At 59.6% G+C, this 22425-nt stretch carries 20 protein-coding genes; 12 read left to right on the forward strand and 8 right to left on the reverse strand.

Annotated elements, in window-relative coordinates; translation table 11 throughout:
* Positions 1-124 precede the first annotated feature (124 nt).
* Entirely contained in the window at positions 125-1504 is a 1380-nt protein-coding gene (gene tssK, locus KO539_RS00430; RefSeq protein ID WP_307788985.1) for a type VI secretion system baseplate subunit TssK, read from the reverse strand.
* Between the two features lie 144 nt (positions 1505-1648).
* Between tssK and tssF the strand changes: the two genes are divergently transcribed.
* The 7 genes from tssF (at position 1649) to KO539_RS00465 (ending at position 10932) form a co-directional block, all read left to right on the forward strand.
* On the forward strand, positions 1649-3454 hold the full coding sequence (gene tssF / locus KO539_RS00435; RefSeq protein WP_219306874.1) for a type VI secretion system baseplate subunit TssF: 1806 nt from the start codon (positions 1649-1651) through the stop codon (positions 3452-3454).
* Positions 3454-4443, forward strand: coding sequence for a type VI secretion system baseplate subunit TssG (tssG, locus tag KO539_RS00440; protein ID WP_219306875.1), 990 nt, complete (start codon positions 3454-3456; stop codon positions 4441-4443). Before tssF ends, tssG begins: the two co-directional genes overlap by 1 nt.
* The gene (locus tag KO539_RS00445) at positions 4440-4727 is read left to right on the forward strand and encodes a PAAR domain-containing protein (RefSeq protein ID WP_374106303.1); all 288 of its coding nucleotides are present in this window, start codon (positions 4440-4442) and stop codon (positions 4725-4727) included. Before tssG ends, KO539_RS00445 begins: the two co-directional genes overlap by 4 nt.
* 12 nt (positions 4728-4739) lie before the next feature.
* On the forward strand, positions 4740-7337 hold the full coding sequence (locus KO539_RS00450) for a type VI secretion system Vgr family protein (protein WP_219306876.1): 2598 nt from the start codon (positions 4740-4742) through the stop codon (positions 7335-7337).
* On the forward strand, positions 7334-9262 hold the full coding sequence (locus KO539_RS00455; RefSeq protein WP_219306877.1) for a triacylglycerol lipase: 1929 nt from the start codon (positions 7334-7336) through the stop codon (positions 9260-9262). Before KO539_RS00450 ends, KO539_RS00455 begins: the two co-directional genes overlap by 4 nt.
* Before the next feature lie 2 nt (positions 9263-9264).
* A complete protein-coding gene (locus KO539_RS30055) occupies positions 9265-10380 on the forward strand; it encodes a T6SS immunity protein Tli4 family protein (RefSeq protein WP_257626059.1) in 1116 nt (371 codons plus the stop codon).
* Positions 10381-10452: 72 nt separating this feature from the next.
* A complete protein-coding gene (locus tag KO539_RS00465; protein ID WP_219306878.1) occupies positions 10453-10932 on the forward strand; it encodes a GNAT family N-acetyltransferase in 480 nt (159 codons plus the stop codon).
* A gap of 4 nt (positions 10933-10936) precedes the next feature.
* Here the strand turns inward: KO539_RS00465 and KO539_RS00470 are convergent, their stop codons facing one another.
* The 6 genes from KO539_RS00470 to KO539_RS00495 form a co-directional block, all read right to left on the reverse strand.
* Positions 10937-11125, reverse strand: a complete 189-nt coding sequence (locus KO539_RS00470; RefSeq protein WP_176388517.1) for a hypothetical protein — start codon at positions 11123-11125, stop codon at positions 10937-10939.
* Positions 11103-11480, reverse strand: a complete 378-nt coding sequence (locus tag KO539_RS00475) for a DUF2750 domain-containing protein (RefSeq protein WP_219306879.1) — start codon at positions 11478-11480, stop codon at positions 11103-11105. Before KO539_RS00475 ends, KO539_RS00470 begins: the two co-directional genes overlap by 23 nt.
* Complete coding sequence (locus tag KO539_RS00480; protein ID WP_099400594.1) at positions 11470-11751, reverse strand: hypothetical protein; 282 nt, start codon at positions 11749-11751, stop codon at positions 11470-11472. Before KO539_RS00480 ends, KO539_RS00475 begins: the two co-directional genes overlap by 11 nt.
* Before the next feature lies 1 nt (position 11752).
* Positions 11753-12142 (reverse strand): Imm1 family immunity protein, encoded by a 390-nt coding sequence (locus KO539_RS00485; protein WP_219306880.1) that lies wholly within the window; start codon positions 12140-12142, stop codon positions 11753-11755.
* The gene (locus KO539_RS00490) at positions 12139-13779 is read right to left on the reverse strand and encodes a SulP family inorganic anion transporter (RefSeq protein ID WP_219306881.1); all 1641 of its coding nucleotides are present in this window, start codon (positions 13777-13779) and stop codon (positions 12139-12141) included. Before KO539_RS00490 ends, KO539_RS00485 begins: the two co-directional genes overlap by 4 nt.
* Positions 13780-13846: 67 nt before the next feature.
* Complete coding sequence (locus KO539_RS00495) at positions 13847-14416, reverse strand: TetR/AcrR family transcriptional regulator (RefSeq protein ID WP_219306882.1); 570 nt, start codon at positions 14414-14416, stop codon at positions 13847-13849.
* 127 nt (positions 14417-14543) lie between these two features.
* On the opposite strand from KO539_RS00495, the gene KO539_RS00500 reads away from it, so the two are divergent.
* The 3 genes from KO539_RS00500 to KO539_RS00510 all read left to right on the forward strand — a co-directional run bounded on the left by KO539_RS00500 (position 14544) and on the right by KO539_RS00510 (position 18830).
* Positions 14544-15521, forward strand: a complete 978-nt coding sequence (locus KO539_RS00500; RefSeq protein WP_219306883.1) for an SDR family oxidoreductase — start codon at positions 14544-14546, stop codon at positions 15519-15521.
* 3 nt (positions 15522-15524) lie between these two features.
* Positions 15525-16400, forward strand: coding sequence for a Ku protein (locus KO539_RS00505; RefSeq protein WP_176388511.1), 876 nt, complete (start codon positions 15525-15527; stop codon positions 16398-16400).
* A 120-nt stretch (positions 16401-16520) separates the two neighbouring features.
* A complete protein-coding gene (locus KO539_RS00510) occupies positions 16521-18830 on the forward strand; it encodes a PAS domain S-box protein (protein ID WP_219306884.1) in 2310 nt (769 codons plus the stop codon).
* Here the strand turns inward: KO539_RS00510 and ligD are convergent.
* Entirely contained in the window at positions 18814-21303 is a 2490-nt protein-coding gene (gene ligD / locus KO539_RS00515; RefSeq protein ID WP_219306885.1) for a DNA ligase D, read from the reverse strand. The two genes, KO539_RS00510 and ligD, sit on opposite strands and share 17 nt — an antisense overlap.
* 213 nt (positions 21304-21516) lie before the next feature.
* Between ligD and KO539_RS00520 the strand changes: the two genes are divergently transcribed.
* Complete coding sequence (locus KO539_RS00520) at positions 21517-21840, forward strand: hypothetical protein (RefSeq protein WP_219306886.1); 324 nt, start codon at positions 21517-21519, stop codon at positions 21838-21840.
* Between the two features lie 222 nt (positions 21841-22062).
* Entirely contained in the window at positions 22063-22425 is a 363-nt protein-coding gene (locus tag KO539_RS00525) for a hypothetical protein (protein WP_219306887.1), read from the forward strand.

Consider the following 22425-nt stretch of genomic DNA (forward strand, 5'->3'; position numbering starts at 1 on the left):
GTTTCAACCAGGCGCCGACTGCTCAGCCACCGACACTTACAAAAACATGATAACGTCAACTGCAGGGGCAAGTCTATTGCTTAGGGCAATCTTTTGACAAGAAACCCGCTCGCAACACCCACCATCATTGCGCGGCGGCGCCACTGATACCGAACAGTTCCAGCTTCAGCCCTTTTATCCCGGATGGCACATAAATCGCAATCGCCTGGGCCTTGATCATGCTGTCATAAATACTGCCTTTGTTGTCGATCGAAAAGTAATACGTATTGGGCCGCACCGGCACTTCTGAAGGAACCTGGGCCATATGGCGCAACTCGGCCCCCGGAAGTGCCCGGCCAAGCAATAGTTCGATATTGTCCGGAGAGGATATTTTGAACTGCAACGGCACCGTGGCAACCAGTTCCAGCGCCGGCATATCGGCGTTGACAGCAAGACAGAGTTCGGTCTGGCGGTCAATCCGCTTGGCATCGAGCAAGCCGTGATAGTGGGTGTTCTGTTGCGTGTCGTTGGACAATGCAATCGGGAAGTAACGCGACAGCAGCACCGTATCGATCAGGTCGCGAATGATGCCATCGAGCTTGCCGAAACCGGGAGCCGCGTCGTCGTGACAATACGCCGGCAAGTCGTTCAATGTGTATTTTTTCGAAAACGTCATCAAGCCACCAGCCAATGCCATCAATTTTTCAAACAAATATACGGGGTGGTGGTACCGGTAACTGGCGCAATGACTGAGCGTGGCGCTGGCCGTGCTCAAGGTGTTGAGCATCCAGAACGAAGAAACATCCCCGCCATGAAATTCCACCGTATTTTTGCCCGGCTGACGATGGCGGCTGTACAGCGCCTCGATTTTCGCGCCCATGCGGTCAATCAGCGACTCGAGCATTTTCTGCAGCGAAGGCTCGGCGCTGACGCTCAGGCCCGGCGCAATGAAGGAGGCATCGATTTCAAAGCCGCCATTGCCGGCGCGATACAAACGGATCACCGGAATGGCAAGGTAATCGTTCAGGGGATCCAGTTGCGACAGCAGATACACGCGTTTCTTCAGGTAAGCCACATCGATGCTGACTGCCTCGCTGTACAGATCCGGGGTTTCGATATCGGCCTGGACATAGCGCGCGCCGGCAGCGCTCACATTGCCGCCGTGTGCCTGCAGCGCGGGCAGCGCGGCATAAAACGTAAAACTATGTTCGCTGGAAGGCAGCTTGGACAGGTCAACCGCACCGGGCAAGACATCGCCAAGCGGCGCGTCAAACAGTTCGCCATCCTGAAAGACGAGCGACATGGCGTCCGCCCGCAGGCTATTGTTGGCCAGTGCATCCGCATTCCAGCTGACACCATGCACGCCCCATAAATGTGGATTGATGAGTGAGGCCAGACGTTGCAGGCGCGCTTCATGGTAGCGGTCCAGCTGCTGGAATTGCTGGGGGCCGATGGCCAGCCCCTCGGACCACAGTAATTTGGATGGCAATGTCATGGCGTTCTCCATATTGACCGTTGGAATCATGCTGCCTTGCCAGTCTGATGTTGCCAGCTTGAAAGTCCTTGATGTTGCGCAGCAACCCTGCTCAATTATTGCGCAAACGCAATTTACCTTGGAGCAAACGCTCGGATACTGGCCATTCCGCCGCCAAAACACAGGAAAAGAGAGATGGAGGACTTGCTGCCGTATTTCGAACGCGAGCTGGTGATGCTGCGGCGACATTGCCGTGAGTTTGCCGAACGCTATCCGAGAATCGCCGGCAAATTGCACATGTCCGGCGAGTCTTGCGAAGATCCGCACATCGAACACTTGATCGAATCGGTGGCCATGCTGGCGGCACGCATCTCGAAACGGCTCGATGACGACTATCCGCAATTTACCGAAGCCCTGTTCGAAGCCCTGTTCCCGCATTATCTGCGTCCATTTCCATCGTGCACCATCGTGCACCAGTGCGCCCCAGCGGCTGGAACGGGTGTAGCGCACCTGCCGGCCGGCAGCGAAATGGACGCCACGCCTGTGCGCGGCGTGCGCTGCCGCTTCCAGACGGTCTACGCCATGACGACAGGCGCATCGGTACTGGAAAGCACGGTTTTCGATGCGATGATCAAGCCGCCGCCAGGCGTGCGCCTGCCCGCATCAGCCAGTTCCTCGCTGAACATTGGCATCCGGCATCTCGACGCGGCGCCCGCGTCACTGCGCGTCTTCATCGATGGCGAGGCTTCTTTTTCCGCCGCCTTGCGCGATGCCTTGTTCCTGCATGCAGTCTGCGCTTTTGTGTCCATCGACGCGGTGCAATGGATGGCGTTACCCGCCGTGCCGTTGACGCCCGTCGGCTTCGCCGACACGGATGCCTTGATACCGTTCGGTGCCCGCTCGCAGCCGGCCTACCGCATCCTGAGCGAATATTTTGCGTATCCGGAAAAATTCAATTTCTTCGACATCGATATCGCGGCGCTGAGTGCGGCCCTGCCGCCTGGTTGCCAGCGCTTTACCCTGCATCTGTGCATGGCCGGTTTGCGTCCCGATTGCGCTGCTGCGCGCATGCTGTCCAGCATTTCCAGCGACAACTTGAGGCTGGGCTGCAGTCCTGCCGTCAATCTCTTCCGCCAGGAAGGCGTGCCGATCGCCGTCACCCAGCAGAAAACCGACTACTCCGTGCTGGCCCATGCTACCCATGCCCATGGCTACGAAGTCGTCACTGTCGATGCGGTGCGTTTGCTGCGCCAACGGGGAGGCGAAAGCACGCTGACCGAATTTCGCCCACTGTACAGCCTGCGCCATGGCGAAGGTACGGCGCAACAAGGACACTACTGGGTCGTGCGCCACGACATGGCTTTGGCCATCAACAGTCCTGGCCACGAAAAGAAAATCACGCTGGTCGACAGCGACTTCAATCCCTTGATCAACGAAAAAGCCAGCTTGTCGCTGTCGCTGACGTGCAGCAACCGTGACCTTCCGCTATCGCTCAAATACGGCCAGCCGCAAGGAGACTTGCAACCGTGCGGCGGCGGACCCGCACTGCACATGCTGCGACGCCCCAGCCAGCCGCGGCGCTTTTCACAGGGCGCGGGCCTGCACTGGCGCCTGATTTCGCACCTGACGCTGAATCATCACGCGCTGGTCCAGGATGGTCTGCCGGCGCTGCGCGAAATGCTGACGCTGTATGACCAGTCTCAATCGGCAAGCTCGCAACGCCAGATCGGCGGCATCGTCGCGCTGGCGCATTCGCCGACCACGACATGGCTGCGGCACAAGCGCGGCACCTCGCTGGCGCATGGCGTGGAAGTGCGCATCACGCTTGACGAGGAGGCGTTCGTCGGTACCAGCATGCACCTGTTTGTGCAGGTGATCGATCACTTCCTTGGGCTGTATGTGCAAATCAACAGTTTCATCGAACTGGTGGTGCTGTCAGGGCAAAGCGGAGAGGAGCTGATCCGATGCAAACCAAGAAGCGGCCTGCAGAATCTGGTGTAATGCAGCACTTGCTGACCGAGCCCTACCGCTACCAGTTCGTGCAGGCGGTGCGTATCCTGCTGTGCTGGCTACGTAGTCAGAACGTATCCCATGTGCAAGCCTTCGGCCAGGTGTTGCGCTTCAAGAACAGCTTGTCGCTGAGTTTTCCCGCCAGTGAAATCGAACAGCTCTCGCTCAACGAGAATGAACAGCTGACCCTGATACCCACGTTCATGCGTTTTCTGGGCGTCGGCGGCACCTTGCCCTTGCACCACTCGGAGCGCATCGCCGCCTACCGCTTGTCGAGCAAAGACGCCGGCGTCTCGGCCTTTCTCGATATCTTTTCGCACCGCATGCTCACGCTGTATTACCAGGCGTGGGAAAAGTATCGACTGGAATCCACGCTGCAGACCCAGGCCACGGATGTACAACTGCCCTTGCTGATGGCGCTGGCCGGCGTGCGGCGCGCGGCGCTGCCGCCGGGCGGTGAAGCTGATGCCGTGACGCAGGACGTCGCGGCCTGGTACGCGGGTCTGCTGCGCTGCCGCCCCGTCTCCGCGCAGGCGATTGGGCCCGTGCTGGCCGAATACTGCGGCGTCCCCGTCACCGTGCAGCAATTTGTCGGTGGCTGGGACTATCTGGAAAGAAACCGCCGCAGCCTGCTCGGCAGCGTCAACTTTACCCTGGCGCGCGGCGCAACGCTTGGCCTGCGGCTGTGGCGCCAGGACATGCGCGTCTGCCTGCATATCGGCCCGCTCGATCCCGCTGGCCTGCAACGCTTCCTGCCGCGCAGCGCAGGCGCGGCGGCGCTGGCAAAGATGCTGGCGCTGTTTGGCGTACCGGACTTGCAATATGAAGTGCGGCTGATACTGAGTCCGCCATGTATTACCCCCCTGCTCCTGAGCGCCAACCCGTCAGAAAGACGGCGCCTGGGCTGGACGACGTTCTTGCAGACAGCACAAAACAAGGTCCGCGGCGCGGAAGTGCGTTATCTGCTGCAGCTGGCTTGAGCAGTTCATCCATGGAAAGCGAGGCAAGCATGAAACATGCGGGACGCGGCGTCATCCGGCTTGGAGACGCAACCGATCACGGCGGCAAGGTCACCAGCGCATCATCCGGCACTACCGTGATGGGGAAGACGGCGGCGCTGGCCGATGACACCACGTTCTGCCCCAAGTGCAAGGGCAGCTTTGCCATCACGCCCGATGGCGCCGGCGCAAAACACATGGGCAAGCCCTACGCCTATGACGGCGATGCCACCGCCTGTGGCGCTCATCTGATCACATCGCTTTAACGGAGGCAGGCCATGCATGCAAGCATCCAGGCGGCACTGTCGGCTTTCGACCTCGCCGCGCAAGAACGGCGCCTGCTGAAAATCGACTTCCCCCATGCAGATGGACCAGGTGGCGCCATCCTGCTGGTCAATTCGCTGAGCGGCACGGAAGAGGTGTCGCGCGACTTCCGTTTCGAGGCCGAACTGCTGTCCGATGATGCGCACATCGCGCTCAAGTCCATGCTGGGCCGCATGGCGACCATTTCCATGGTGCGCGACGATGGCACGTTGCGCCACTTTAACGGCTATGTGGGCGAGTTTTGCCTGCTGCGCGCCGACGGCGGCTTCGCGTGGTACCGCATGGTGCTGCAACCATGGCTGGCCTTCGCCCGGCTGCGCCAGGACAATGTGTCCTTTCATGGCCAAAGCGTGATGCAGCTGACCGAAACGACCTTTGCCCACTACGAACAGCGCGACTGGAAAACCAGCATCCACGGCGACGACCCGCAAATCACCTGCGCCAATCAGCACAATGAAACCGACTACAACCACCTGCACCGGCGCTGGGAGGCGCTGGGCTGGCATTACTGGTACGAACACCGCGCCGATGGCCATACGCTGTGGCTCGCGGACAATACCACCCTGGCTGACATGGTCGCCACGGCGGCCGGCGACGGCGCCATGCGCTTCCACTCCGAGTCGAGCTCCATGGAAGACGATGGCTTGCAACAATGGCAAGCCGTGCGCCGGATCGGCTCCGGGCAGCTCACCTTGGCCAGTTTCGACTATAAAAATCCCCAGCCACGCCTTGCCAGCGGCTACTCCCTGAATCGCCAGGGTGATGTATTTGCCCACGAACTGTACGAAAACACGGGCGCCTATGGTTATAAGAATGTCGATGATGGGGAGTCTCTGGCACAGCGCCGCATGGAAGAAAGCGACCATTTGCGCCAGTATTTCGAGGCGGCAGGCAATCACCGTGGCGCGCAGCCCGGCCTTTGTTTCCGGCTCGATGGCCATTTCAGCGCCGAGGAAAAACGCTATCAGCCTGGCCAGGAGCGCCCGGACAGCATCGCGGAACGCGAGTACCTGATTTTGTCAGCCGAGCATAGCGCCAGCAATAATTATCAGATTGGCCCCAGCGCGCCCTCGCACTATGCGAACAAACTGGTGTGTGTGCGCCGGGACATCCGCTGGCGCCCGGGACGCGGCTATAACAGCACGCCGTGCGTGGTTGCCGGGGTGCAGACGGCGCTGGTGGTCGGGCCTGCCGGAGAGGAAATCCATACCGATGCACTGGGACGCATCCGCCTGCAATTTCACTGGGACCGCCTGGGTGCATTCGATGAGCGCAGCTCGCCATGGATAAGAGTCATGATGCCGATGGCGGGTCCGCAAATGGGACAGATCGCCTTGCCGCGCGTGGGCCAGGAAGTCGTCGTGCAATTCCAGGACGGCAATATCGACCATCCCATCGTCATCGGCGTGGTCTACAACAGCGCCAATCCGCCGCCTTGGCAGCTGCCGCAGCAGCGCGCCCTGTCCGGCTTGCGCAGCCGCGAGCTGGGCGCCCGCAGCGCCAACCATCTCGTGCTCGACGATACCAAGGGCGCGATCCAGGCGCAGCTGCGCAGCGAGCACCAGGATAGTCGTCTGTCATTGGGCAACATCACCCGCATCGACGACAACGCCGGCCGCAAGGAAGCGCGCGGCGTGGGCTTTGAATTGGCCAGCAACGCCTGGGGCGCCTTGCGCGCAGCCAAAGGCATGCTGATCACCACAGAAACATCAACAGGAACGGGATCAGTCAAGCAGCTCGACGAAACACAGGCCCGCCTGGCGCAGGCACGCCAGCTGCAGCAAGGCTTGGCCGGCATGGCAGTTGACGCGGGTGCGCAGGACAGCGCAGCACAACAGGGCGCCGTCGCCGAGTCCATCCAGCGGCAAAACGCCGCGATCAAGGGCGCCGGCGGCGATTTTCCCGAGCTGTCCGAAGCGCATCTGCTGCTGGCGAGCCCGGCAGGCATCGAGCTGAGCACGGCCCAGTCCATGCACCTGGCCGCCAGCGAGCATGTGGCGCTCAGCAGCAGCAAGCATATTTCACTCGCCAGCGGCGACAGCATGTTTGCCAGCATCGCCAACACCTTCAGCCTGTTCGTGCACAAGGCCGGCATGAAACTGATCGCCGCCAGCGGCAAGGTATCCATCCAGGCGCACAGCGACGAAGTGGAAATCCTCGCTCAGAAAGTGCTGTCACTGATCAGCGAAGCGGACTGGGTCAACATCAAGGGCAAGAAAGGCATACGCCTGCACGGCGCCAACCACATGCTGGAAATCAGCGACAAGGTGCAATTCTTCACCTCTTCCCCTGTGCTCTTCAACGGCAACCTGGAAACATTGGCCCCGAAGAGCGTATCGCAGGAATTCAATGAGAGGCCCGTAACCCGTTTTGATCAGGCCGTCCGCTTGCTGGAAGTGGACGGGAAACCTGCACCCGATATCGCCTTTGAACTCATACGTGACGACGGCAACATTATTAGCGAAAAAAGCGGCGCTGACGGGCTGACGCCATTACAAAAGGGAGATGGTATGGACAGTTATACGATACGTTACAAAGGAGAATTGCCATGAGTGACGATAACGATTTGAATGAACATGGCAATCACCAAGGCGAGTTTCGGCAAACTGTCGGCGGGTGGGCTGAATACACCGTTCATATGACGGAAATAGAAGATACGATTCGTCATGACGTCACGATTCCGCCCAGAAAAATCATACCGATTATATTTTTACCCGGCGTTATGGGTAGCAATTTAAGAATGACAAAACAACGTCAAGACGATCTGAAGCGACCGGATAACAGATCATGGAGGCCAGATGACATGATCGACAAATCTGGTAATTTGGCGGTTGCAACCGGTAGTGGTTTAGGTGGTTGGTTTAGGGGAGCATCCCCCAGAGATCGACAATTGGTCTTTGATCCAAATGAAACTGAAGTTGAGTACTATCAATATTCTATCGAAAATGAACGCTTTTTCCCTGGTGGAGACGTAACCAAAGGATCTGACGCCCGTCATAACAACGTTCCTGACGATTTTCTTGGTGTTCCCCCATTGATTTCTGTTAGTTCTAAAAAAAATGCTCAGGTAGATGCAATTCAGAAACCTGGTATAGCTGGAAAATTCATTCCCCGTGAAATACGTGAAACGCCAGCACATATTGCACGGTGGCGTGGATGGAGCGAAGTTCTTTTCGCCGGCGCGTATGGCGAAATGCTTCAAAAAACAGAATTTTTCATGAATAATATAACAAAAAAAGGGCAAGTTTTACCTCACTGGAAAATTGACCCGTCCGATCAATCCACTGGCAGATATTCATATGGCCAACAAGCCTATCCGTCTGTGGCCAAGCTTCTTATAAAAGATCCAAAAGAATTTGGCGGTTCATCCGGAGCACCAATTAACACTTCGGACATGCTAAAAATTTCCCCATGCTGGTATCCGGTTCATGCGTTAGGATACAACTTTCTGCAGAGCAATGCCATTACCGCTATTGTTATTGCCAAACGCATACGTGGCATAGTAATAGGCTATCAAAAATGCGGCTTCAAATGCAGTGAGGTCATTCTCGTCACACATAGCATGGGAGGTCTGCTCGCCCGAGCCTTAATGCATCCTAGATATGGAAATATGCTTAATGATACAAGTGTAAAAATACTTGGAATATATCATAATGTGATGCCTACCTTAGGAGCCGCCAGTGCATACAAACGCATGCGTTTCGGTTTTAAGGAAAAGAGTGGCCCAATTAATACTCTCGAAGCCAAAATTCTTGGCATTGATGGTGAACACGCCACCGCAATTCTCGCAAATGCACCTGCACCATTAGAAATGTTGCCAAGCATGGCATATGGTCAAGAATGGATCAAGGTTGTTGATGCAACAGATAAATTACTTTGGAGCTGGCCACGAGGTAAGGATAGTGCGGTGGAAAGTATCTACTTACAACCTGCAAATGCTTGGTGGAGGATGATAAATCCTTCCTGGGTGAACCCTGCAAATATTCCGCCAAAAAAAGGGGGAGGTATCAACAATGTCATGCGACGATTGAAAGATGCATCAGAATTATTAAAAGAAATAGAACAAATATTTCATCCGAATACATATGCAAGCTATTGCGCCTCAAAAGAATTCTTAAGCTATGGGGAAATCACTTTCAAAGTTACCGAGGGTTTGGAAATTAAAAACTCATCCGACCTAGAAAAAATTATACCATCACCAAATAAATGGCAGCTATTGACTGACGATGCAAAAGGCAACCTTACTGTACAAGCAGGAACACGTGTTTTGAAACTGAAATTACAACCACCAAATTCTACTGGCGATGAAACTGTCCCATCGGATCGCTCAGCAAAACACATACCTGGGGAAAAATTTTCCCATGGCGCTAAATCTGAAAATGGATATGAACATCAAAATAGCTACTCTCATCCACATGTCCTGGCATCTATGCTCTATTCAATTGTGCAGATTGCCAAAAAAGCAGAATGGAAATGATCATGCTAAATTATAAAAAAATTCTCATTATTGCAATAATTGCACTAACATCAAAAACAATGGCAAATGAAACAATGCCGAGTAAAAAACATGAGGAAAATAAAATGCATACAAGCACAACACCAATAAAAAAAATAGAAAATTTATTTCAAAAAACAAAAAAACTTTGCTTTGGAAGATATTTATTAAATCTACCAAACGAGGCAGAGTTAATAATCGGAAATTCTGAAGTTGAACTATTTAAAGGAGGACCTGAATCCTTAAAATACCAAGCAGAGATTGACCTAAAAAAAATACGATCTTTGAATATTTCCCCTGAAATTATTTATAATGGAAATGGCCCAATAGAAAACAGTTGGCAACTGCGATACTACAATAGCAAATCAGCCAAAGAAGACAATTTCATAATTTATCGAACCTTAATCAACAAAGGGGATTTCATATTTGCCATAGGCGACGCAGTAGATAATGGCGACACCGAAAGAGCAACAGCGGAAAGACAATTCCTTCAAGCAAAAAATCTGCGTTTGCGTGCTACTGAAGAAATTCCTGTCACGCCAGGCCTTTGCGTAGAGCATGGATTCATAAGTGAAAATCAGTATAAATATCAAGAAATAGACGACGTAGGTATTTATTTACCCAGCTTGCCAGATGTTACTTTCTCCATCAGCTCAAATAAGGATGCATACGGCGACTACCCGCCGGCAGAATTTGAATCAAGGTTGCGTGGGGAATTATCACTACTCAATCGCATACAAGACGCAAAAAAAATGCAAGGCAATAACTATCCCAAGCGCACCTTGCTGCGCGAAGGCAAGCGCACTGTTCAACACTGGAAAGGCGAAGAGTCGCTGATACGGCGTACCGATGGTGTCCATGATTTTGAATGGGCATTGGTAGGCAAGCCGAAAGACATCGCAAATCCGTCTGTGCTGGAAGTCAAGATGTACACCAAAGTCGCCCACAACATGGTCGGCGCCGCCGAAGCCGCGTCACTGACCGACGAAGAGGCCATCGCCTTGTGGGACAAGCTGCTGTCCGGCTTGAAGTTCCGGGTGAAAGTGCCGGGTGCGCCGCCGGGTTCGTACTATATCGATCCCGACAAGCCGGCGCAGTGACAGCTGGATCAGCTCATGCTGGCGCCATGCCGGCCATTGCGCTAGCATGATCCTTTTGCCCGGAAAGCTTCCATGCCCATCATCCTGCGCCCCGCCCTGCCCCTTGACATCGACGCCCTGTGGGCCTTGCGCACGGTGGCCGTGCGCGTCGGTTGCGCCACGCATTATGCGCCGGAGCAAATTACTGTGTGGACGGCCTCGCCTGTACCGCCAGCGTATGCCGCCATGCTGGCTGCGGGTGGCGGCATCGTGGCGATGCAGGGCGAGGCCATTGCCGGCTACGCCATGCTGGATGTAGATAAACATGAAGTAGACGCTGTCTTTGTGGATCCCGCGCGCGCGGGACTCGGCATCGGCAAGCGCCTGCTGGCGGCGCTGGAAGACCTGGCGCGCAGGCGCGGCATTGCGCGCCTGCACCTGTCCGCGTCGCTGAACGCCGTGCCGTTTTACGCGGCGGCCGGCTTTACGGCCTTGCGCGAGGAAGCGTATGCGCACCCCAGCGGCATCAGCCTGGCCAGCGTGGCGATGGAAAAGGCGCTGGAGGCCGCCTGAGCCGTCAATCTTTTGTAGCCGCAGCTTCGGACTCGGCCAGGCATTGCTGCAGCTTCGCGATCAGGGCGCGCACTTCGTCGTCGCCCAGGTCCAGCGGGTCGCCCTGCGCGCCGACGGCGATCAGGCAGATGGCCGAGCCGTCGTACCAGGCGTCGAGGCGTTCCTTGCCCTCATTCATATTGCTCTGACTCATGTCGCATATCTCTCAGTAAATCAGCCGGTGCCGCGATGCTGGCACCGCCTTGCGGCACGGGAAACACGGAAGCCAGCTGGCCATTGCTTGCCATGCCAGGCAGCCACTTGCTCAGGAAATCACCAAGCGCGATGGCGCGTGGCTGGAAATGTTCCCAGTCGCCGCTGGCGCACGCTTGCGCAAATGCGGCTTCCGGCCAGAATGGGATGGCGACGTAGCCATGGGCTTGCGCCGTGGCCCAGCCTGCATGATACAAGCCCCACACTTCTTGCGTATCGGCCACCTTGCGCACAAAGTACGCATGGCGTTCGCCGGACAGCAGGCCCATCACCTGCTTGAACTTTTCAGGATGCACGGTTTTCCCCTACCCCGTCCCATACCCGCAGCTGCGGCGTACACCAGCCCGTCACCATGTCGAGGGCATCCAGTATCACGTCTTCCAGCGGCCCCTCCTGCGTGGCTGGGCGCAATTCCTGCAGCAAGGCGGCCACCTGGTCCGCCGTCACGCCGCTGGCCTTGTAGCGCAGCAAGATGGCGCGCAGCGTGAGCAAACCTGCCCTGGCGTCCAGCGCGGCCAGCAAATCCTTGTCGATCTCGGCGATGATGGTTTGCGTGGTTTGCAGCATCTCAATCCGCTTCCCACGCAATGCCGGCCGGCCGCGCGCCGCCTGTCTTGAAGAATGCGATGAAAGCCTGCTGGCATTGTTCCACATCCACGCACCACGCTTCCGGATACACATCCACCTGGCCATTGGACAGCAGGTAGCTGCATTCCCCCGTTTCCTCCTCGTCGCCCAAGGAGTGAAAGCTCAGCTCGTCCTGTCCCGACAGATACATCAGCCAGGCATTACCGCCATTGCGCAGCATGCACAGGGCTGGACCCTGCTCGGCATCCGTGGCCAAGGTCAGCCACAGTTCGCACTGGGCCAGCGCACGCGCGTCCAGCAGCGTCTGCTCCAGCGCGGGCACGCTATCGACCACACGTGGCTCGCCATGCAGATTCAGTTCCATCGTCATGCTTTTTCTCCGTTCAAGTCATCCATGGCCAGCGCCGTGCTCAGATACAGCTTGCCGCTGAGGTCGTGCAGCAGGCTGCTCTGGCGCAGGCGGTCCATCACGGGGCCCTTCACTTCGGCCAGGTTCAGGCTGATGCTGCGCTTGCTCAGCGTGCTGTTGAGTTCGATCAAGCCCAGCAAGGCCGTGCTGTCGATCTGGTTGACGGCCGACAGCACCAGCACCAGGTGGCGCGCCGTCGGGTGGCCCCGCAACTCGTCTTCCACCCTTTCCGTGACGGCTTCGACGTTGCCGAAGAACAAGCCCGCATCGATGCGCAGCAGCAAGACCTCGGGCAGGGTTTGCGCTTCATAGCGCTCCACGTTGCGGAAGTGCTCGCTATTCGGGATACGCCCCAGCACGGCGATATGCGGGCGGCTGGCGCGCCAGATCAGGGTGCCCATCGACAACAGCACGCCGATCACGACGCCCGCTTCCACGCCCAGCACCAGCACGCCGGCCGTGGTCGCCAGCAGCGCCAGCGCATCGCTGCGGTCGTAGCGCCAAGACAGTTTTAAGGTATCCCAGTCCAGCAGGCTGGACACGGCAAAGATGATGGTAGCCGCCAGCACGGGCAGCGGCAGCAGGGCCAGCCAGCCCGTGGGCGCCACCAGCGCCAGCGCCAGTAACCCAGCCGTGATGATGCTGGCCAAGGGGGTGTTGGCGCCCGCCTGGAAATTGACGGCCGAGCGCGAAATGGAGCCCGTGACGGGGAAGCCGCCCGACAGCGCGCTGGCCACATTGGCCGCGCCCAGGCCCAGCAGTTCGCGGTTCGTATGCAGCTTTTCTCCCCGTTTTTGCGCCAGGGTCTGGGCGGCGGACATGCTCATCAGGAAGATGATGAAGGCGATCAGCAGCGCCGGCGACAGCAAGGTGCGCCAATGGGCGCTCGAGGTGGCCAGGTTCAGGCCGGGCAAGCCGCTGGGCACGTGGCCCGTCGTCTGCACGCCCATCGCTTCCAGGCCGCCATAGGCGACCAACGCGATGCCGGCCAGCACCAGCGCCATCGGCGCCAGGCGCGCGCCCACGTCGGCCGCCACCTGGTTCAAACCGCAGCGCTGCAGCAGGCGCGACAGATAGCGCTTGGCCAGCCACAGGAACAGCAGGCCGGAGAGTCCCAGCACGAGGCTGGGCGTATGCCAGTGGGGAAGCGTCGCGCCCAGGAGCGGCGTGATCTGGCCCCAGATGATCAGGATCGCGGCGCCATTGCTGAAACCGCTGATCACGGGACGCGACAAAAAACTGGCCATGAAACCCAGGCGCAGCACGCCGCACAGCAGCAGGACGAGGCCGCTGATGAAGGCCAGCTGGGCGGCCAGCACGATATACAGGGAGGAACCGGGGTCGGCCAGCGGCGCCAGGGCGGCGGCCGTCATCAGGGAAACGATGGCCATCGGGCCCACCGATTGCGTCATGCTGCTGCCGAACAAGGCGTACAGCACGGGCGGCAGGATGCTGGCGTAGATGCCCACCACGGGCGGCAAGCCCGCCACCAGGGCATAAGCCATGCCTTGCGGCACCATCATCATGGCGACGACGATACCGGCAGTAATGTCTCCGGCCAACAGAGGACGCCGGTATTGCCTGAGCCAGAGCAGCATGGATGATCCCAAAATCTGAAAACCGAAGCCTATCATGCGACGCGGCCGGCTGACAGGGGGGGAGTGATCAGTCTGGCAGCAATTGCGCCTTCACAGCGTCGAGGATTTCCGCCGACAGGGCTTCGTCATCGACGGAACGGGCCAGCACCATGGCGCCTACCATGGCGGCAAACGTCGAAATGGCCTGCTGGCGCCGCTCTTCCGGTGTCCCCTCGGGCAGCAAACCTTCCAGCAGCGCGAACTGCTGCCGCGTCGCCTTCGTAAACGCGGGACGCGCGCCGGGCGACATGCGCGCCACGTCGACGCCCATGGCCGCCGCCGGGCAGCCGCCGCCGGGCTGGTCGCGGTGCCGGGTGGTCAGATAGCTGCCGACGATGGCGGGCAGCGCCTGCTGCGGGTCGCGCGCGATCTTCGCCCGCCAGCCTTCCAGCGATTTCTCCAGGGCATGCTGGCACGCCTCGATCATCAAGTCTTCCTTGGACGCGAAATGGCCATAGAAGCCGCCATGCGTGAGGCCCGCGTTCTTCATCAGGTCGGCCACGCCGATGCCGTCATAGCCCTTTTCGCGGAATAATCTGGCCGCCACCTCCACAATGCGCTCGCGGTTCAGCGCCGCCTGTTCCCTACTTACCTTCATGCTGCCCTCCCATATTTATGTCAATCATCATATAACTTTGCATCCGTTTGCGCCACTCTGTTAGCAAGCGCACCGTTTGATGCGCATGCCGCGTCGATACTGAACCTTCGTTTCCAGGGAGGCCAGCATGAACGAGAACAAGGACCAGTCCGCCGGTAACTTGCAGCGCAGCATCCAGCAAGAGCAGGATCAACGTGATACCGCCAAACCCGCCGAGCAGAAAAGCCAGCAGCCCGTGCAGACGGGCCACCGCAGCCAGCCTGCCCCGCCCCTGCCCGCCCAGCATCTGGACAAGCCAGGCATCGAAGGGCAGATGCAGTTGCAACCACGCTTCCTGGCGCCCGACTATTGCGGCAGCGGCAAGCTGGCCGGCATGGTGGCCATCATCACGGGCGGCGATTCCGGCATCGGCCGCGCCGTGGCCGTGCTGTACGCGCGCGAAGGGGCCGATGTCGCCATCATTTACCTGAACGAACACGCGGACGCCCACGAAACCAAGCGTTATGTGGAAGCGGAAGGCCAGAGCTGCCTCTTGATTGCCGGCGACGTGCGCGACCAGGGCTTTTGCCAGGACGCCGTCAGCCAGGTGCTCGATAAATTCACGCACATCGACGTACTGGTCAACAACGCCGCCTTCCAGGAACATGCCGAATCCTTGCTCGACCTGAGCGAGGAGCGCTTCGACCTCACCATGAAAACCAATGTCTACGGCTACTTTCACATGGCCAAGGCCGTGCTGCCCCATTTGCAGCGCGGCGCCTCCATCATCAATACGGGCTCCGTGACGGGCTTGCAAGGCTCGAAGCACTTGCTCGACTATTCCACCACCAAGGGCGCCATCCATGCGTTTACCATGGCGCTGGCCGGCAACCTGCTCGACAAAGGCATCCGCGTCAACGCCATCGCGCCCGGTCCCGTCTGGACGCCGCTCAACCCGGCCGACAAGTCTCCCGAGGACATCCAGAAATTCGGCGCGGACACGGACATGCGCCGTCCGGCCCAGCCGGAAGAACTGTCGCCTGCCTACGTCTTCCTGGCCTCGCCCGCCTGTTCCAGCTACATCAGCGGCATCGTCCTGCCCGTCACCGGCAGCGTGGGGGAATAAGCGATGGCGCGCGCACTGTGGAAAGGCGCCATCAGCTTCGGCCTCGTGCACATCCCCGTCGAGCTGATTTCCGCCAGCCTCGACCATGAACTGGACTTGTCCATGCTGGATCGGCGCGACTTCGCCCCCATCGGCTACAAGCGCTACAACAAGCAGACGGGCAAGGAAGTCGAGTGGGACGACATCATCAAGGGCTATGAATACAAGACGGACGAGTACGTGGTGCTGTCCGAGGAAGATTTACGGCAAGCCAATGTGAAGGCCACGCAAACCATCGACATATTGGCCTTTGTCGATGCGCTTGAGGTGCCGCTGACCTTTTACGAGCACCCGTATTATTTGCTGCCCGCCAAGGGCGGCGAAAAGGTCTATGCCTTGCTGCGCGAAACATTGCGCAAGGCGAATAAAGTGGGGATCGCCAGCGTGGTCATGCGCACCAAGCAGCATTTGTGCGCACTCGTGTGCGTGGGTGACGCCATCGTGCTCAATACCCTGCGCTACGCCGATGAGCTCCGTCCGACGGATGACCTGGACTTGCCTGACAGCAGCCTGAAAGCGGCCGGCATTTCCGACAAGGAACTCAAGATGGCCCTGTCGCTGGTGGAAGGCATGAGCGAGGCGTGGGAACCCGGGCAATACCACGACAGCTACCGCGAAGACGTGCTGGCGCTGGTCAAGAAAAAAATCAAGGCCAAACAGACCAAGACCATCACGCCACCCGCGCCCGAACCGGCAGAAGAGCAAGGCAGCAACGTCATCGACCTGGTGGCCCTGCTGCAACAAAGCCTGGGCAAGAAAGCGCCGGCCGCCGCGCCCCGCAAGCGTAAAGCCGCATCCACCGTGCGCAAACCGGCGCCCGCCAGACGCAAGGCGGCCTGAAGCACGCTTCGCAGCCAGGAGAACCTTGCATCATATAAATGAATTGACTTTGATCAAGCTTCTCGCTACGTTATGCACAGGCCTGCCGCCCGGCAAGCCCTGTCATGCGTGCGGGAAAAAATGGATGCCGAGTTAGATCAGCTGATCCTCAACGGCGCCCCTGGCGGCGTTGTCATCACGAACGAAGAGCATGCCGTCGTGCGCTGGACGGCCGGGGCGCAGCGCATTTTCGGCTATGCCAGCGACGAAGCGCTGGGCCACCAGCTGTGGGAACTGATCTCGCTGCCAGGACAGGCCGAGGCAGACCCGCTGATCGACGAGCAGCTGACCCTGCACGGCAGCTACGACCGCGAATCGCTGCGGCGACGCAAGGACGGTGAACTCATCTATGTCGACGTGGCTTGCCAGGTCGCCCACGTGGCGGCGGACGGTCCCCGCTACCTGATTTCCACCATGAAGGACACGACCGTGCTGAAGGCGGCGCGCGACGCCCAGTTCGTCGACGTGCGCTACCGCGTGCTGTTCGAATCGACGCCGGACAGCGTCATCATGGTCAATGCCACGGGCGCCATCGTGCTGGCCAACCAGCAGGCGCAGCGCCTGTTCGGCTATGCGGAGGGCGAATTGAGCGGCAGGCAAATCGATAGCCTGCTGCCGCAACGCCTGCGCCATTCGCACGTGGCGCACCGCTCGCGCTATTTCGACCAGCCGCGCACGCGCACCATGGGCGCCGACCTGGAATTGCTGGGCTTGCGCAAGGACAACGTCGAGTTCCCCGTCGAAATCAGCCTGTCGCCGATCCAGACGGAGATCGGCACCTTCGTCATCAGCGCCATCCGCGACGTCAGCGACCGCCGCCGGGCCGAGCAGAAGTTCCGCGGCCTGCTCGAATCGGCGCCGGACGCCATCGTCATCGTCAACGGCGATGGCGAGATCGTGCTCGTCAATTCGCAGACGGAACGCCTGTTCGGCTACTCGCGCGCGGAGTTGCTAGGGCGCAATGTGGAAGTGCTGATCCCGGCCCGCTATGCACACGACCATCCGCACCACCGCCAGTCCTTTTCCGCGGCGCCGCGCGCCCGCTCCATGGGCGCGGGCTTGGAACTGTACGGTTTGCGCCGCGATGGCACCGAGTTTCCCGTCGAAATCAGCCTGTCGCCGCTGGAAACGGACGAAGGCGTGCTGGTCTCGTCGGCCATCCGCGACATCACGGAGCGCAAGCGCATCGAGCGCACGCTCAACGAACAGAAAATCGAACTCGAGCGGGCCAGCCAGGCGAAGGACCGCTTTCTCACCAGCATGTCGCATGAACTGCGCACGCCGCTGAACGCCATCCTCGGCTTTGCCCAGCTGCTGGCCAACGAAGCCCTGCCCGCGACCGTGCAGCAAAAGCGCGCCTTCGTGCAAAACATCGTCACCTCGGGCCGCCACCTGCTTACTCTGATCAATGAAATCCTCGACCTGGCAAAAATCGAATCAGGCAGCCTGAGCCTGTCGATGGAAGCGGTGACGCTGCCCGCGCTGATCGAGGAAGTGCGCGTGATGGTGGAAGAGCAGGCGCAGCAGCGCCAGATCCTCCTCGTCTTTCCCGCCTGCGAGCCGCTGACGCTCAGGGCCGACCATACGCGCCTCAAGCAAGTGCTGCTGAACCTGCTATCAAACGCCATCAAGTACAACCGCCCTGCCGGCAAGGTGGAACTGGAAATTTCGCAGCCCGGGCCGCAACGCGTGCGCATCGCCATCCGCGACACGGGCAAGGGACTGGACGAGGCGCAGATGGCGGAACTGTTCCAGCCGTTTAACCGCCTGGGACAGGAGGCGGGCAGCGAGGAAGGCACGGGCATCGGCCTGGTCGTCACCCAGCGCCTGGTCGAGCTGATGGGCGGCAACATGGGCGTGCACAGCTGCGTCGGCGTGGGCAGCGTGTTCTGGATCGAACTCGATACCATGACCGCGCCGCCCGCCGGGCAGACGGAAGCGGAATACCTGCCCGAGCCCGCCGGCGACGCCGGGGACGAGGACGGCGGGCAGGCACTGCTGCTGTACGTGGAAGACAATCCGGCCAGCCTGCGGCTGGTGGAAGACATCGTCAGCTTCCTGCCCCACCTGCGCATGATCTCGGCCACCGACGCCCGCCAGGGCATCGCGCTGGCGCTGGAGCGCCGCCCCGATGTCATCCTGATGGATATCAACTTGCCCGGCATGAATGGCAACCAGGCACAACGCATCCTGCGCAACGATGCGCGCACCGCGCACATCCCCGTCATCGCCCTGACGGCCAATGCCATGAAGGGCGATATCCGGCATGGCCTGGCTGCGGGCTTTTTCCGCTACCTGACCAAACCCGTCGAGATCACCCTGCTCAACGCGGCCATTGAGGAAGCGCTGCAACTGGCGCGCGCCGTCCTGCCGTTCAAGCCGGAGGAGTAAAAGCCAGCTTTTTCATGGCAGAGTCGAGTCCTTTCGCGCTGCGCGCATAGCCATCCCACGGTGTGTTGCCAACATCGAGACGGCTGTGGACATTGCCCACATTCCACTGGTCGCCCGCCGTCAGTTCGTCGAGCTCTTCCCAGGCCAGCGGGACAGAAATGCCCAGCCCCGAACGCGTGCGGGCCGACCACGCGCATACGGTGGTCGCGCCCCGGCCATTGCGCAAATAATCGATGAAAATCTTGCCGACGCGGTTGCTCGGCCCGCTTTTCAAAACGAAGCGCTGCGGAATGAGCTGCGCCATGTGCGCCACGATGGCTTGCGAAAACGCTTTGACCGTATCCCAATCGTGCTTGGGCCGGATCGGCACGACCACGTGCAAGCCCTTGCCGCCGCTGGTTTTCAGCCAGGCGGGCAAGCCCAGCTCCGTCAGAAAGGCGCGCAGCAGCACGGCCGCCTCGCGGATGGCGGGCCAGGCCACGCCCTTGCCCGGATCCAGGTCGAACACCAGGCGGTTCGGCGTGTCGTAGGCGCGGGCCACCGCGTTTTGCGTGTGAAATTCCACCACATTCCACTGCGCCGCCGACAGCAGCCCCTGCAGGCTGGCTACTTCCAGCATGGGCGGGTGTTCCGGGTCCAGCCGTGCATCGAGCTGTCTGACGCCGGGCATGGTCGACGTATCGGCATGCTTCTGGAAAAACAGCTCGCCTCCCACGCCGGCCGGCGCGCGCACCAGCGACACGGGCCGGCCGCGCAAGTGCGCGAGCATCAACTTGCCCACCAGCGCGTAATAGCACACCAGGTCGATCTTCCTGGCGCCGCTGTCCTTGTCGATCACCCGGTCCGCATGGCTGACCTTGAAACTGGCCGGCAAGACGCTGTCCGGCATGGATTTGCTCTCCATGGTCTTCTCCCTGTCGATGTGCCGTGCCCGCTCGCGCACGATGGCGGCCGGCTGTTTATCCTCGCGCAAGCCGTGAAACACGGCGTGGCGCACGGCCCCGCCACTGGTCCATTGCGCAAAACTCACTTCGGCCACCAGCTGCGGCTGGACCCAGATAGGCTGGCGCACGCCGCCCGCCTTGCCTTCAAACGGACTCGTTTCAATGGCCAAGGCGTCGAGGCGGCGCCGCAAGTCGCGCAAGGCCGCATCGTCAAAGCCGCTGCCCACATTGCCCGCATAGCGCAGCTTGCCCTGCGCATCATGCACGCCCAGCAACAGCGAACCGATCCCTTCGCGCGCGCCCTGCGGCGCCGTATAACCGCCGATGACGAATTCCTGGCGCAAGCCGCATTTGAGCTTGATCCAGTCGCCCGAGCGGCGCGTGACGTAGGGTGAACCGCGCCGCTTGCCGATCACCCCTTCCAGTCCCAGCCGGCAGGCGTGGGCCAGCAGCCGCTGCGGTGCGGCGTCGAGCGCGTCGCTGAAGCGCACCAGGGGCGACGCGGGCAAGCTCTGCAGCAACTGTTGCAGCAGCGCCCTGCGCGCCTCGACAGGCTGGCCGCGCAGATCGTGGCCATCGAAATACGGCACGTCAAACAGGTAATACACGATCTCGCTGCTCGTTTCCGCATCGAACGCGCGCTGCAAGGCGCCGAAATCCGGGTGGCCGCCGGCGTCGTTGACGACGATTTCACCGTCATACCAGCCTGGCGGCAAGCCCAGTTTTTCCAGCGACCGCCGCAGCTTCGGCAGTTTCGCCGTCCAGTCGTTGCCATTGCGCGTCATCAAGCTGACCTGCTCGCCATCGCAACGCGCGAGGATGCGGTAACCGTCGAATTTGACTTCGAAAATCCACTCTTGCGCATCCGGTGGCGGTGCATCGACGAGGGTGGCCAGCTGGGGCGACAGGGTGGCGGGCAAATCGGCATCAGGCGGCGCGGCGGCCACCTTGCGCTTGGGCATGGCCTTGTTCCTGACGCTGTCGGGGAACTCGCCCACGACAGAGAATTCCGCTGCCGGACGGGCATAGTCGTCTTTTTCCTTGATCAGCAGCCAGGCAGGCTGCTTTTCGCTGCGTTTGTCGCCCTTACCCTTCATGCGCACCAGCACCCACTTGCCGTGCATCTTGTGGCCATGCAGGGTGAATTTCAATTCGCCGGCCGCCAGCGCCTTGCGCGCATCGGGCGTGGCCGGCTGGGGCTGCCACGTTCCTTTATCCCAGATGATGACCTTGCCCGCGCCATACTGTTTTTCGGGGATCGTGCCTTCAAAGCTCGCATATGCAATGGGATGGTCTTCCACCTGCACGGCCATGCGCTTGTCGCGCGGGTCGTAGCTGGGCCCTTTCGGCACGGCCCAGCTTTTCATCGTGCCATCGAGTTCCAGGCGAAAATCATAGTGCAGACGGCTGGCCCAGTGCTTCTGGATGACGAAGGTGAGCGCCTCGCCCGCTTCCTCGCCGCCATCCGCAGGCTCGGGCGTGACGGCGAAATTGCGCTTGGCTTGATAGGTTTTCAAGGCGGCTTTCATGGCGGACCCATGCGGTAACGATGGCCTTGAGTCTAGGCCGCTGCGGTCCCTGGCGCGGTACGCCAGCTAACAGAGTGCCTGCCCCGGCAAATGTAAGTGTTTGTAATTAGATCGAATCGCTGTCAACGCTATTGCCGTACGGCGCGTTTTTGCCTCAGTGACAGGGGAAATACATCTCCTGAACTACAACCCCACTTCTCGAGGAACTGCATCATGAAAAAACGCATTGTCAACCTGACTGCTACTCTGATCGCCGGCTTGTTCGCTACCGCAGCCTTTGCTCAAACGCCAGCCGCGCCTGCCAAGGCCGAAGCCAAGCACACCAAGGAAGTGGCAAAAGCGGAAGCCAAGGAAACCAAGGCCGTAGTCAAAGCCGATGCCAAGGAAGCGGCCGTCGTCGCCGATGCGAAAGCCGATGTTGCCAGCGCCAAGGCCGACGCCAAAGTCACCAAGGAAAAGGCCCATCACAAAGCGAAAAAAGCCAAGGCCAAGGCTGACGAAGCCAAAACTGAAGCGACCGCGGCAGCAGCCAAATAATCCCTACAGCGCGTTTCATGCGCCATGCAAAAAGACAGCTTCGGCTGTCTTTTTGCATTTTTACGCCGCCTTCTTCAATTAACGTCGCTTAAATCAGCCGATTGTAAGAAAGTGTAAACAAGGTCAACGGTAACCTTCCGGGCCGCGTTTTATGCTCAGTGACACGGGAATCATCCCTGCACCAACAGACATACCAGACAAACCACCACTGAGGACTGCACCATGAAAAAACGCATTTTCAACCTGAGCGCTACCCTGATCGCCGGCCTGTTCGCAACCGCAGCCTTTGCCCAAACCCCGGCAGCACCTGCGGCCGCTCCTGCAGCCTCGGTTCCTGCCAAAGTGGAAGCGGCCCACACCAAGGCTGTCGTGAAAGCGGACGCCAAGGAAGCGCAAGCCGTCGTCAAAGCGGATGCCAAAGAAGCGAAAGCAGTCGTCGCCGCAAAAACGGACGTGGCCAGCGCCAAAGCGGAAGCGGCTACCACGAAAGCCAAGGCACGCCACAAGGCCAAGAAAACCAAGGCCAAGGCTGACGAAAAGCTGGCATCGGCCACCGCCGAAGCAGCACCAGCAGCAGCCAAGTAA

Origin of the sequence: Janthinobacterium sp. NKUCC06_STL (assembly GCF_019345455.1) — a bacterium.
GTDB lineage: Bacteria > Pseudomonadota > Gammaproteobacteria > Burkholderiales > Burkholderiaceae_D > Janthinobacterium > Janthinobacterium rivuli.

What these genes read in the sequence shown, in the direction of transcription:
- tssK (WP_307788985.1), bottom strand. Translation starts at nt 1,504, where the DNA reads ATGATTCCAACGGTCAATATGGAGAACGCCATGACATTGCCATCCAAA.
- tssF (WP_219306874.1), top strand. Translation starts at nt 1,649, where the DNA reads ATGGAGGACTTGCTGCCGTATTTCGAACGCGAGCTGGTGATGCTGCGG.
- tssG (WP_219306875.1), top strand. Translation starts at nt 3,454, where the DNA reads ATGCAGCACTTGCTGACCGAGCCCTACCGCTACCAGTTCGTGCAGGCG.
- KO539_RS00450 (WP_219306876.1), top strand. Translation starts at nt 4,740, where the DNA reads ATGCATGCAAGCATCCAGGCGGCACTGTCGGCTTTCGACCTCGCCGCG.
- KO539_RS00455 (WP_219306877.1), top strand. Translation starts at nt 7,334, where the DNA reads ATGAGTGACGATAACGATTTGAATGAACATGGCAATCACCAAGGCGAG.
- KO539_RS30055 (WP_257626059.1), top strand. Translation starts at nt 9,265, where the DNA reads ATGCTAAATTATAAAAAAATTCTCATTATTGCAATAATTGCACTAACA.
- KO539_RS00465 (WP_219306878.1), top strand. Translation starts at nt 10,453, where the DNA reads ATGCCCATCATCCTGCGCCCCGCCCTGCCCCTTGACATCGACGCCCTG.
- KO539_RS00470 (WP_176388517.1), bottom strand. Translation starts at nt 11,125, where the DNA reads ATGAGTCAGAGCAATATGAATGAGGGCAAGGAACGCCTCGACGCCTGG.
- KO539_RS00480 (WP_099400594.1), bottom strand. Translation starts at nt 11,751, where the DNA reads ATGCTGCAAACCACGCAAACCATCATCGCCGAGATCGACAAGGATTTG.
- KO539_RS00485 (WP_219306880.1), bottom strand. Translation starts at nt 12,142, where the DNA reads ATGACGATGGAACTGAATCTGCATGGCGAGCCACGTGTGGTCGATAGC.
- KO539_RS00490 (WP_219306881.1), bottom strand. Translation starts at nt 13,779, where the DNA reads ATGCTGCTCTGGCTCAGGCAATACCGGCGTCCTCTGTTGGCCGGAGAC.
- KO539_RS00495 (WP_219306882.1), bottom strand. Translation starts at nt 14,416, where the DNA reads ATGAAGGTAAGTAGGGAACAGGCGGCGCTGAACCGCGAGCGCATTGTG.
- KO539_RS00500 (WP_219306883.1), top strand. Translation starts at nt 14,544, where the DNA reads ATGAACGAGAACAAGGACCAGTCCGCCGGTAACTTGCAGCGCAGCATC.
- KO539_RS00505 (WP_176388511.1), top strand. Translation starts at nt 15,525, where the DNA reads ATGGCGCGCGCACTGTGGAAAGGCGCCATCAGCTTCGGCCTCGTGCAC.
- KO539_RS00510 (WP_219306884.1), top strand. Translation starts at nt 16,521, where the DNA reads ATGGATGCCGAGTTAGATCAGCTGATCCTCAACGGCGCCCCTGGCGGC.
- ligD (WP_219306885.1), bottom strand. Translation starts at nt 21,303, where the DNA reads ATGAAAGCCGCCTTGAAAACCTATCAAGCCAAGCGCAATTTCGCCGTC.
- KO539_RS00520 (WP_219306886.1), top strand. Translation starts at nt 21,517, where the DNA reads ATGAAAAAACGCATTGTCAACCTGACTGCTACTCTGATCGCCGGCTTG.
- KO539_RS00525 (WP_219306887.1), top strand. Translation starts at nt 22,063, where the DNA reads ATGAAAAAACGCATTTTCAACCTGAGCGCTACCCTGATCGCCGGCCTG.